Raw genomic sequence first — 11,245 nt, forward strand, 5'->3', positions numbered from 1 at the left:
GTCTAGCCTGACTGGGCATATTTGCGTATGGTAGGTTCACTATTTTCACCGTCAATACTGTCAGTAATGTCAACCTCAGCATTAAATTTATTTTTGATTAGATTCAATGATAAATTTGTTGAAGGGTATCTCAACAATATTCACCACTCTTACTCTCGCTCGCATTTAATGACTCTGACAGATTCAGCGTACCACTCCTTTAAGCTTAAAAAAGCTTAAAAACAAGTAAGGACACGGCACTGCCGTGTCCTTACAACTCTAACCTGCAATTAACCGAATTTGTTTGCTATTACTTAACAAACAGCATTTCTTGATAAGTAGGTAGCGGCCACAAATCGTCAGCCACTTCACCTTCGAGAGCATCCGCATACTTGCGAACCTCATCCATTAAAGGACGAATTGTTTGCGAAGCATATTGCATATGGTCTTCTGTCGAAGCAAAATCGTGCTTGCTCAAAGCAGCACTCAATTTGCTCGCAGTATCCATCATGGATTTAACCAGCACCGCTACTTTTTCAGCACTTTCCTTTTCCAGTTCAATCCCAATCTCTTTCAATTTAGCAATCGTGCCAGAAAGTTCAGCTAAATACCTCACCGCTGCGGGGTAAATAATGGTTTTTGCCATGCTTATTACCAGTTTTGCTTCGACTTCAATTGCCAGTAAATACTGCTCAGCATAAACATCGTAACGGCTTTCCAATTCAACTGGAGTCAGAACACCTGTCTTTTCAAACAAGTCTTCAATGTATCCTTCCTTCAACACGGGTAAAGCATCTGCCGTAGTCCGCAAGTTAGCTAAACCCCGTTCCTCAACAGCCATTTTGTGCCATTCTTCCGAATAGCCGTTGCCGCCAAATACAACCGCACCGTGCTCGTCCATCACTTCTTTGAGAATGGTTTGGATGGCAGCATTCAGTTCAGTTCCGTTAGCCAAATCGCTTTCTAATTTGTTAGCAATCCAGTCCAAAGAATCTGCAAGAATCGTATTCATCGCCACCAGCGGCCCGGAAACAGACTGACCGGAACCTACTGCACGGAATTCAAATCGGTTTCCAGTAAAGGCAAAGGGCGAAGTCCGGTTTCTGTCCCCAGCATCCTTCATGAAAGTAGGCAGTGTTTCTACACCTAAGTTCATAATTCCCCGACCTTTAGAGTCCTTAACTTCTCCCCGGCTAATTTGCCCGAAGATATCTTCTAATTGCGAACCCAAATAGACAGAGATAATTGCTGGTGGAGCCTCATTTGCACCCAATCGATGGTCGTTGCTGGCAGTAGCAACTACCGCGCGCAACAGCGGGCCGTATTTGTGAACTCCGCGAATCACAGCGCCGCAGAAAACTAGAAATTGTATGTTCGAGTGCGGTGTATCGCCGGGGTCTAATAAGTTCCCTTGGGTGGCATTGCCGACCGACCAGTTGACGTGTTTGCCGGAACCGTTAATGCCGGCGAAAGGCTTCTCGTGCAGCAAGCACATAAAACCGTGTTTCTTCGCAGTGTTGCGGAGAATTGTCATGGTTAATTGTTGGTGGTCGCTGGCGACGTTGGCAGCTTCAAAAACTGGTGCAATTTCAAACTGACCGGGAGCTACTTCGTTGTGGCGGGTTTTGGCAGGAATTCCCAGCCGGTACATTCTTTCTTCTACTTCCTGCATGAAGACTTGAACGCGCTCTGGAATCGCTCCAAAATAGTGGTCGTCAAATTGCTGACCTTTCGCAGGAGGTTTGCCAAACAGGGTGCGACCTGCTAGCAGTAAATCGGGGCGGCTGGTGGTGAAATTGGCATCTACCAGGAAGTATTCTTGTTCGGAACCGCAACTGGAATTTACCGGAGCAATTTCGGTGTTTCCTAATAGCTTTAACACTCGGGTTGCTGCTTTGTTCATTGCGGCAATGGAACGCAAAAGCGGCGTTTTCTTGTCTAAGGCTTCACCTGTCCAGGAGATGAAAACAGTAGGAATGCACAAGGTCATGCCGTTGTCTGTTTCCATGACATAAGCAGGGCTGGTGACATCCCAGGCTGTGTATCCGCGAGCGGCGGCGGTGGAACGGATGCCGCCGTTGGGGAATGAGGAGCCATCGGGTTCGCCTTGTACGAGAACTTTCCCTGCAAATTCTGAGATGACGGACCCGTCGCCTTGCACTGAGATGAAACCGTCGTGCTTTTCGGCGGTGCTGTTGGTGAGCGGGTAAAATACGTGGGCGTAGTAAAGGGCTCCTTTGGAAATAGCCCAATCTTTCATTGCTGCTGCAACTACATCAGCTACGGAAGCATCGAGTTTTTGGCCGGTTTGAATGGTGTTTTTTACTGATTTGAAAATACTTTTGGGCAGACTTTCTTGCATCTTGCTCAGACTATAAACGTCTGTTGCCCACATATCTTCTAGCCGCTTGGGAGGCCGACCAGGCATCAGTTTGCGGTTGACGATTTGAGAAATGGCTTGAACGCGCGATTCGTTTCCACTCATGGTTATTTTTATTGGGATTGCGGGACGAGTATTTGTGAAAAAATAGATGTTAGCAAAAGTTTAACGATTGACAAATATGTTGGATTTACCCAACGTTTTTAGTCAAAGCTAACTTTTGGCAGAATGCCTTTTTTGGCAGGCTCTAAAAGATTGGATGAGCGAGGCCCTATCACTTCGCCCATCTGGCGTGACAATCCAGTGTGAGATGCGGTTGGATTTTGGTTATTAGCAGCAATAAAATAGATGACAAGAGCCTGTACTAACTTGAGTCAACATGATAGATGTCTGCGCTGCACAGATTTAGTAACTAATCTTCACCCTGGTCAGCTCAAAAATTTTGTGCGAATCAATTCCGATGAATTCAGGTCAAAACTACTTATGGTTTTTAACGGTTCGACGATCGATAAATCGCAGTCCAGCAAACAACGCACTCGTTTAGGGGTTTTGGAGAATTATGGAGAGTACACCATCTACACTTGGAGAGTTTAAACAATCATTAACCAAATAAATGTATCCTAAGCTACAGAATTTTATGTTTTTTTCAGAAAGGTCGATCGCACCGATCGCACACAACCGCAGGATTTCAGTGTAACAGGAGGCGGGGCGCTGAAACTGGGGGGCGATCGTACATTTACAGGACTTACCCGGATACTATATAGAGTGTGCCAAGAAAGGGCTCTCGCTTTGACGTTGCTGAATTCGGGTATGAAATTTGTAGGCAATCCCCCCGTGGTGGTCGCACCGCTGGCGGGGTCAGCTTTTATTCAGCAGCCCCACAAAACTTTCCCAGCGCAGTAATGGGGATTTCTATGAATTTAAAATAAAGAGATTTAGAGCAATAGTTCAGACAGTTTGAGACGCCGTTTATTGAGCATAAATGAGTAAAATTTAAACTTTTATTTAACTCGTTGGTAATCCGAAGACTTCAGAGCATGAGCCAAAAAGCGTTCTGTGTAGTACAAAGCAAGTTGATTGCTCGGGCCATGAAAAACTGCATCAAAGGCGTGTTCAGCCCACGGAATTTCGAGCAAAATAGCCCGATCGCCCGTGGCTCGCAATCGTTGGTAGAGCGATCGCCCAAACTTGGGCTGAACGATATGGTCGCGACCTGCATAAACCAGTAGAGAAGGGGGAAGATTCGGTTTAATATAATTTATGGGAGAAGCCCGACGGTAAAGCTCATTGAGTTCGTCTGGGGTTCCTCCCAGAAAGGCACGCAAGACGGCTCGAACATTTATGGCATCAGGAAAAGGTGGGTCATTGTATCCCCGGAGCAGGTCATTTGGCCCGTAATAGTTCACCACTGCTCGAACTGGAAGCACACTAGAATTATAAGCAGTTAGCATTGCTAAATGGGCACCTGCAGACCTTCCCATCAGAGCAATTCGATCGAGATCGATTTCCCAATCAGCAGCATGAGTTTTGATATAGGAAAGAGCGGCTTGTACGTCCTCAAGCTGAGCAGGAAATCGATACTTGGGAGCGTGGCGGTAAGCAATTGCAACAACACAATAGCCTTGGCCGGCCATATAGCGGCTGAATTCCTCATTGGAATCGGGATTGCCTCTCTGCCAAGCTCCCCCGTAGAGGGTGATAATCGCCGGATATTTGCCAATTTGCATCGGCCGATAAAGGTTTAGTTGCAGTGAAACTCCGTCAGGGTTGGCAAATCCAATAGCCCGATCGATCCTAACCTCTCTGAGGGGAATTCCTCGGAACGCATCTGCGAGGATAAACGGCTGAGGGCGTAGCTGCGCGCGATCGGCTTGAGGAACGGCTGCTAAATAGTTTTCCCCTAAAACTGCTTGCATTTGGGTAGCTACCGCTGCATTGGCTGCGGGGAACTGAATCAGGGGTAGCAGGCCCAGGATTACGGCGAACAGGTTACAAATCAGTAAAATAATGTAGACTTTGCCTTGATGCCGTCTGAGCAGGTTCAGCAGAAGGGCGATCGTATTGATACCGACCAACCAAGGACTGATTTCTGGTGATCCCACCGCCAAAGGGTACAGGAACATCGTGGGTGCTGGTACGATGACCCAGAGACTGAGAAATAGTGCGATCGCACTCAGGAACCAAGAAATAAATGGCGAGACTAAGAACGCTGCCAATAAAGGTAACTTTTTGCGGTTCTTCTTGCGGATCATCGGATTTTTGCAGCCTAATTTTTAATCAGTTTAAATTAATCTGGTGGTTTTATTGGTGAGTCGATCGCCTCTGGCATTACCAAACCGGCTGCTTCATTGACTCCGACATCCTGCGTCGATCGAAAATGCTTTGTCTCGTTGTATTTTCATCTTTGACGTTGTTCGCTGTTTCTGGGAATGTTAAGCTGAGGTTGTCTGGCTAAACTAACTGTATGGGCTGTTACTCATCAAAAGTTGGGCTATTATTCCGATTTTGGTAGTTACACATAACTTACGCACGGGTGTGGAGAAACCGGGGTTTTTTACGAGTCTACTTCGTGGCGCTAGGCGATTCCCAATAAAAAAACCCGGTTTCTTTACTGACTCGTTAAGCCTCGAAGTTTATCTCGAAAATAACAGAAGCTTGGTGACAAATTATTATCTACGTCCATGAGGGGAGGAATCTTGTTAGCCCAGTTTGTCTTCTCTAAACCAATTGCTTGCCCACCTTGTTTAGATAATTTTTGTTTGCCACCGGAAAACACCGCATCAGCTAACTTCTCCCACGTCCCACAGATACTATCATTGGTGTAAGAATTTAGGACTGCTTCTTTTGCTCTCGGATAAGCTGCCTTAACTGCTGCTAAATCGCCTAGATACCATGCTTCTCCTTCTTCAATTGCTATGCAAAATTGCGTCTTTGGCGGAGGATTACACTTATCTACAATATCTAGTAGTTCTCTGCGAAACGTACTGAGGCATCGGTCATCAAGATCGCAAATTACAATGAGGACAGCAGGGTAATCAGGAGGATATTGAGAGAATGTTTGGCCGATGCCTTGAATAAGTCGCGGAAGCTGGTCGAGCAGAATTCGTTTATTGGCTTCAGAAGCAGATTTTAAACCTTTAGGAATATGCCCAACTCCTTTGTAAGGATGGATCTTAAATGTGTGTTGTTCCGTGCTAATAATCTTTGGTATAAGAATTTCAAGAGCAGTTTTTCCAGAAATATCCTCGACAAGTATCTCAAAGTGCATTTATTCACCTTTTATCTAGATAATCGCTGTACCAAAGTCCGCCAAGGGGCAATCCTTCAGAAACAAGGTTATTAATGAGAGGGTCTTGGCTAGCTCGTCTGATTTGAGAAAAACCATCCTCACCCTTTTCAAGTACCCAAACCTCTTCAGGGTTAAGAGCATCTACAAAATAGGGTTGATGTGTTGTAACAAATACTTGCGATCCACTTTTTCGAGCTGTAGCGTGGTCTCGAAATTCTCGGGCTAGAGTTTCTAAAAGCTTATGGTAAAGTCCGTTTTCTGGTTCTTCTATGCACAAAAATGGCGGTGGTGAGGGGTCTTCTAAAAGAAGGAGATAAGCAAATACCTTCAGTGTTCCGTCTGACATTTGTTGAGCATAAAATGGTTCTTGAAAACCTCTATCGTTGAACTGCAGCAGAAGTCTACCGTCTAGACTTTTTGCGGTGCTAATGTTTTCCACCCCTGGAATCTTACTAGATATTTTTTGCAGAATTGATTGGAATTTCTTAGGATGCTCTCTCTCCATAAATTGAACCACATTTCCAAGATTATCTCCATGAATATTTAAATGTTTTTGTGGCCCAGCCAGAGGTAAGCTACGGGCAGCGTCTGGTGTGAAATAGCTGAGATACCATCCTTCGATAAATCTACGAAATGCAGAAATTCTTGGGTGTTGTTTGAGCGCTCCCAAAGTAGCAATTCCCAGTTTTCGCTTGTCGTCAAGTTCAACTATTTCCTTTTCTTTACTTTCTTCTGATGTTTCACCTCTTTGGATTTCTTCTATAAAATTATTTACATCAAATTCTCCTCGATCTTCATCAAATAGCTTGCCTCCTTCTTCACCTTTCCATGCGACACCCTTACCTTTATCTAGAATCAAAAAAGAAAAAGGTTGTCCTCTGTCTTGTCCTTTTCTCCGTTGTCTAAGTCTTTCTTTTTTTACATATGGTCTTTCAGAAGAGTCAAGGTCTATTGCCAACTCATAGGTCATTGGTCGAGCGTTACCGTCCTGTTTATAGTAAATCTCAAACTCAACACTTCCCTTTTGTCCTTGCGATCGAATTCTCTGGAAACCTCCCCGCCCACGGGAATCACAGGCTTCTTCGACTCCCCCTTTTAAGCAGTCTGCAAGAAAGCCAAAAGTGTCGAAAAGCGTGCTTTTCCCAACACCATTTTTACCGATAACGGCTGTCATTGGCGTTAGTGGCTTGGCATTTTGCGTATTCCACAGCTTGCCCATAGTAATATCACGCAGCGAGCGGTAATTTATCACCCTAAATCCTTCTATTTTTGCCACTTAAGTTCCTCTGCTCCATTAGGAATGTTATAAATTACTCTAACCCTATAACAATTCAGTAACTCTAACATTATATTTGATTTTACTTAAGCCGATCGCCCATAATGCTCGGTCTTAACCCACTCGGATCGCAGTAGTTGTTATGGATAATCTCCTAGCACATAAGTTGGCGGTGATTGAACCTTGGATGCAAGCGGCTGGTTAAGCGTGTCCTGAATTTATCACCCTCCCAGGATCGAATAAACCTTACTTAATTTTTGCTTTTACGGCCCTAGACTCCACTGTGAACCGTGGAATATCTTGCAGTTCTGTTTCGCTCAAACTGTACTGTTCGCAAACCAAACTCAAACGAGTTCCGGTACTTTTAACAGCGTTGACAGAGTGAGTCAAATCTCCTTGAAAATAGATCAGCGAGTTCGCTTGCGGCTTAATCTGCCCGACTTGCTGTTTGTTGCGCCGCAGTATCAACTCTCCCCCTTGCAAGTTCGGCGGCACTTGTACGTACAAAACGCTGACGGCTGCGGGAGGTTCAACGGTTTTGCAGTACGATCGCAAAGATCGATCGATATGCGGATCGACGCGGGAACCTTCACCTAGCAACAAAGGGTTGAGGTAAAAAGCATTGCATTCAGGCTGTAATGCTTGGTCTAGATAGGGTTTGAACAAGGGAAACCGCCGTTCTACTTCGGCGATTTCCGAACGTTGAAACACCACGGAAAACCCTTTTGTGCCAATGAAATCGCGGTTGAGGTTGTTGATTGCTAGATAAGGGGAGGCTAGAATTGCTCCTCGCAAGTCGTTGAGGTAGTCGATCGAGAAAGCGTTAGGATGTTGGCTATAGTATTTCAAGGCACTCAAAAATCATCAAATTTTAAGGAAACAGCAGATAGAAATGCAGCAATCGCTCAGACTTGGGATTGCTTCGTTCCGCGCGGAGGACATAATAATCTTGATTTAAGTCCGCGTACTTAAGTCCAAGGTTTTTCTTAACTGCGGGCGATCGCCCGGAAGTGTCGCAACCGACTCGCAACGGCAGAATATCAGTATACAGGCGAGCGTTGTAGTGATTCGATTATATTTGCAATTTCATTATACATGATGCCGCTCAGCAGCCGATCGCCCATTTATTTTAACTTGTGGAATTGCAGGGGCGGGCCTAATTTCCGCGCTCGCATCCGGCCTCTGTTTTATCACTAATTTCTTGACTTTGCTAGCTGGAAAACAGATGCGTGTTGGGGCTTTGTCGCAAGCATCTTGCTAAAACAAGCAATCCGTGCATTAAGTCAAAATGCAGGGAGGGCGATCGACTATATCTAACTGGCGATAGAACCTTAATAAAGTTTACAATGATACACTGGGGTCTAAAAAATACCACCAGTTGCAACAGTTACTAAGTAATTATTTCAGATTAAATTAATATTTCACGGGTGGAGAACAGCAAAGCTGCCAGCTAACATTAAAGAGTAAGTAAAAAAAAAACAAGTCGCTGAAACGATATGCCAACAACATTGTACGAAAAAATGGGTGGAGAGTCAGCCATTAAAGAGATGGTTGATGATTTTTACCGCGATGTTTTGGCTGACGAGATAGTGAGCCATTTCTTCGATCATACAGATATGGAAAAGCAGCGCCACCATCAAACTGCTTTTATCTCTTATGCCCTCGGCGGCTCCCAGCAATACTCAGGTCGTTCAATGGAGAAAGCACACGCAGGTTTGAATTTACAGCCTGAACACTTTGATGCGATTGTGAAGCATTTGACTGATGCCCTCATTGCCTACGGCGCCTCCCAAGAGGATCTCGATGCAGCGCTAGCTAAAATCGCAACTTTGAAAGAGGCTGTTTTGTACAAGTAATATCTACAGTCCCGGACGCATGGGTACCTTCATAACCGAGTTTTTTTTCCGAAAATACTGCATAAAGATTTTTAATCGCCGTAAAAAACTACGGTGGTGAAGGTATTGATGCGTAAGTTTTTATCTAGTGAATGCAGCATCGTTGTTGAACATCAATTTCTCATGAAAACACCGAAACAGGTTCTGACAGAGTGGGTAGCAGCATACAATGCACGAGATCCATATATCCTCGCCGCCCTCTACCACGAAGATGCGACGAACATCCAGGTAGCACTGGGCGATCCCCTTCACGGGCGCGAAGTGATGCTTGAGAGTTTTATCTCATTCTTTCAGGCGTTTCCAGACAACTGCACCCATATGGAGAATCTGTTTGAAGACGGCGAGTGGGCGATTTTGGAGTGGAGTGGCACGGGTACATTTGTCGGCGAATTTGCTGGTTTTACTCCGACTGGCAAGAGTTATACTCTGCGTGGGTGCGGGTTCTTCCACGTTGTAGATAGTAAAATTCAATTTCAGCGTGGATACTTCGACAAGTTAACGTGGTTCACTCAAATCGGTATACCAATTACTTCGGAAAGTGACGGCGCAGCATAACAATCCTGTTGCAGCTAAGGTGCAGAGTCTTTGCGCTTCGCTTAGATTCGATGGCCGCCCAACAGGATCGTTGGACTAGCATTGAAAATGTTATTTTCGATGGGTAAGTAGATATCGCTTTGAGTGCGTTACTACTCCCCGATCGATCGCAGATGATAGAACTTGATATTACTCGTACATTTTGTAATTTTGCCGATCGACTTGTCCAGCGCCCTTGAAGCTGTTTTAAACCTCCGGCGGCAAGTCCACGCTGTAGAGAATTTTGCCTTCAAGGTTGTGCAGCGCCACAGTCATCACCTGACTGTCGCCATTAATTTTAACCGTACCAAAGAACTGAAAACCTTTTGTAGGAGGTAGATTTTCTACTTCTCCCGGCGGCAAGCTTTGGAACTTAACTAAAGGGCCAAAAGTATTGTCAAGCTTGTTTGGGCCGTAAGTTCCAGCGTGAAGCGGCCCGGCAACAAACTCCCAAAACGGTTTAAAATCAGTGAATTGAGCTTGACCGGGATCGTAGTAGTGCGCGGCAGCATAATGCACGTCAGCGGTCAGCCAAACGACATTTTGGATATTGTTTTGCTGGATAAAGCGCAACAATTGAGCAAGTTCGAGTTCGCGTCCTAATGCAGGGCCATCTCCATTGGCGAGGTTCTCAAAGTTGCCGCTGTTTTTGCCATCTTCAATCACCAATCCGACTGGCATATCGCTAGCAATTACTTTCCACCTTGCCTTTGAATTCTGCAATTTGTTCTTTAACCAGCTAACTTGGGCATTACCCAAAAACGCCGTTTCTTCACTGGCTGCTGTCTGACGATTGGTAGTGTTTATTCCTCGGTAGCTACGCATATCCAGCATAAAAATTTCCAGGGAAGAACCGTAATTGAACGAACGGTAAATCCGTTCTGGGTCGTTGGCATCGAAGCGGATCGGCGTATACTCCATAAATGCTTGCTTGCCTCGCGCTGCCAGTAAAGAACTGCTTTTGACTTTGTAGCGGTCATCGCTCATTAGCATCTCGCCGGGATACCAGTTGTTTGTAGTTTCGTGGTCATCCCACTGAACTAGCTGAGGCACTTCGGCGTTGAAGCGTCGGATGTTATTGTCTAGCAGGTTGTAGATGTAATTTCCGCGAAACTCTGTTAAGGTTTCAGCTACTTTTGACTTTTCTTCTGTTGTGATGTTTTTCCAGATGCTACCGTCGTCAAGTTTTACCTCAGATTTAATCGGATTATCTGCATAGATGTAATCGCCAGAATGAATGAAGAAGTCTGGCTTAAGCTGCCTGATAGTTTCATAGATTTTCATGCCACCCCATTCAGAATTGATACCCCAACCTTGTCCGGCGGTGTCTCCCGACCAGGCAAAAAAGATGTCGCGCTTGCTGTTTGGAGGTGTGCGGAAACTCCCCGTAACGGGGACGCTGTAGATGTTTGGATCGGCTAAATTCTGGAACCTGACTCGGTAGAATATTTGCCGGTCGGCTGGTAGGTCAATCAGGTTAATACGCGCCGTGTAATCGCTAGTTTCCAACGCTGCAGGTCCGATGATGCGCTGCACGTTGCCGAAGGAGTCGGCGGTGTCATATTCGACTATCATCCGGGAGGAGCGATCGCACCGACTCCAAATCACCGCACTGTTGCCGGTAATATCACCGCTAGCAACACCGTATGGAATGCTGGGGCGCATCCGATCCGAGGTGATAATTGCCGGTGCAGAAGATTGTGCTAACCCAGATTTCGATCGCAGGTTTGCGACAACAATACCGCTACCTACAATTGCCGAACCGAGTAGAAAATTGCGGCGGCTGAGTTGGTCTTGTTTTTTACGTTTCATGGCTACCCTCATCTTTAAAAATACCGAGACTGTACTTGGGC

General features: G+C 45.5%; 8 protein-coding genes. 2 read left to right on the forward strand and 6 right to left on the reverse strand.

Going from position 1 to position 11,245, the window contains the following annotated elements; genetic code table 11:
• Nucleotides 1-289: 289 nt before the first annotated feature.
• The 5 genes from QUA47_RS06745 to QUA47_RS06765 all read right to left on the reverse strand — a co-directional run bounded on the left by QUA47_RS06745 (nt 290) and on the right by QUA47_RS06765 (nt 7,782).
• Complete coding sequence (locus QUA47_RS06745; protein ID WP_333288598.1) at nt 290-2,464, reverse strand: glutamine synthetase III; 2,175 nt, start codon at nt 2,462-2,464, stop codon at nt 290-292.
• Nucleotides 2,465-3,360: 896 nt separating this feature from the next.
• Entirely contained in the window at nt 3,361-4,611 is a 1,251-nt protein-coding gene (locus QUA47_RS06750; protein ID WP_333430165.1) for an alpha/beta hydrolase, read from the reverse strand.
• Nucleotides 4,612-4,967: 356 nt separating this feature from the next.
• Nucleotides 4,968-5,627, reverse strand: coding sequence for a hypothetical protein (locus QUA47_RS06755; RefSeq protein WP_333430166.1), 660 nt, complete (start codon nt 5,625-5,627; stop codon nt 4,968-4,970).
• Nucleotides 5,628-5,631: 4 nt separating this feature from the next.
• A complete protein-coding gene (locus tag QUA47_RS06760) occupies nt 5,632-6,924 on the reverse strand; it encodes an AAA family ATPase (RefSeq protein ID WP_333430167.1) in 1,293 nt (430 codons plus the stop codon).
• Nucleotides 6,925-7,170: 246 nt separating this feature from the next.
• The gene (locus QUA47_RS06765) at nt 7,171-7,782 is read right to left on the reverse strand and encodes a 2OG-Fe(II) oxygenase (RefSeq protein WP_333430168.1); all 612 of its coding nucleotides are present in this window, start codon (nt 7,780-7,782) and stop codon (nt 7,171-7,173) included.
• Nucleotides 7,783-8,420: 638 nt separating this feature from the next.
• Here QUA47_RS06765 and QUA47_RS06770 point away from each other — a divergent pair.
• Nucleotides 8,421-8,780: a group 1 truncated hemoglobin gene (locus QUA47_RS06770; protein ID WP_333430169.1), complete on the forward strand. Its 360-nt coding sequence runs from the start codon at nt 8,421-8,423 to the stop codon at nt 8,778-8,780.
• 162 nt (nt 8,781-8,942) lie between these two features.
• Nucleotides 8,943-9,374 carry an ester cyclase gene (locus QUA47_RS06775; protein ID WP_333288607.1) on the forward strand — a complete coding sequence of 144 codons (432 nt, stop codon included), beginning with the start codon at nt 8,943-8,945 and terminating at the stop codon, nt 9,372-9,374.
• Nucleotides 9,375-9,599: 225 nt separating this feature from the next.
• Here QUA47_RS06775 and QUA47_RS06780 read toward each other — a convergent pair whose 3' ends face one another.
• Nucleotides 9,600-11,204: an alkaline phosphatase D family protein gene (locus QUA47_RS06780; protein ID WP_333430170.1), complete on the reverse strand. Its 1,605-nt coding sequence runs from the start codon at nt 11,202-11,204 to the stop codon at nt 9,600-9,602.
• Nucleotides 11,205-11,245 lie beyond the last annotated feature (41 nt).

The organism is Microcoleus sp. MON2_D5 (assembly GCF_036701905.1).
Classification (GTDB): Bacteria; Cyanobacteriota; Cyanobacteriia; order Cyanobacteriales; family Microcoleaceae; genus Microcoleus.

Bases quoted from the DNA above. Each gene is read 5' to 3' on its own strand.
- QUA47_RS06770 (WP_333430169.1), top strand. From the start codon at position 8,421: ATGCCAACAACATTGTACGAAAAAATGGGTGGAGAGTCAGCCATTAAA.
- QUA47_RS06745 (WP_333288598.1), bottom strand. From the start codon at position 2,464: ATGAGTGGAAACGAATCGCGCGTTCAAGCCATTTCTCAAATCGTCAAC.
- QUA47_RS06755 (WP_333430166.1), bottom strand. From the start codon at position 5,627: ATGCACTTTGAGATACTTGTCGAGGATATTTCTGGAAAAACTGCTCTT.
- QUA47_RS06780 (WP_333430170.1), bottom strand. From the start codon at position 11,204: ATGAAACGTAAAAAACAAGACCAACTCAGCCGCCGCAATTTTCTACTC.
- QUA47_RS06750 (WP_333430165.1), bottom strand. From the start codon at position 4,611: ATGATCCGCAAGAAGAACCGCAAAAAGTTACCTTTATTGGCAGCGTTC.
- QUA47_RS06775 (WP_333288607.1), top strand. From the start codon at position 8,943: ATGAAAACACCGAAACAGGTTCTGACAGAGTGGGTAGCAGCATACAAT.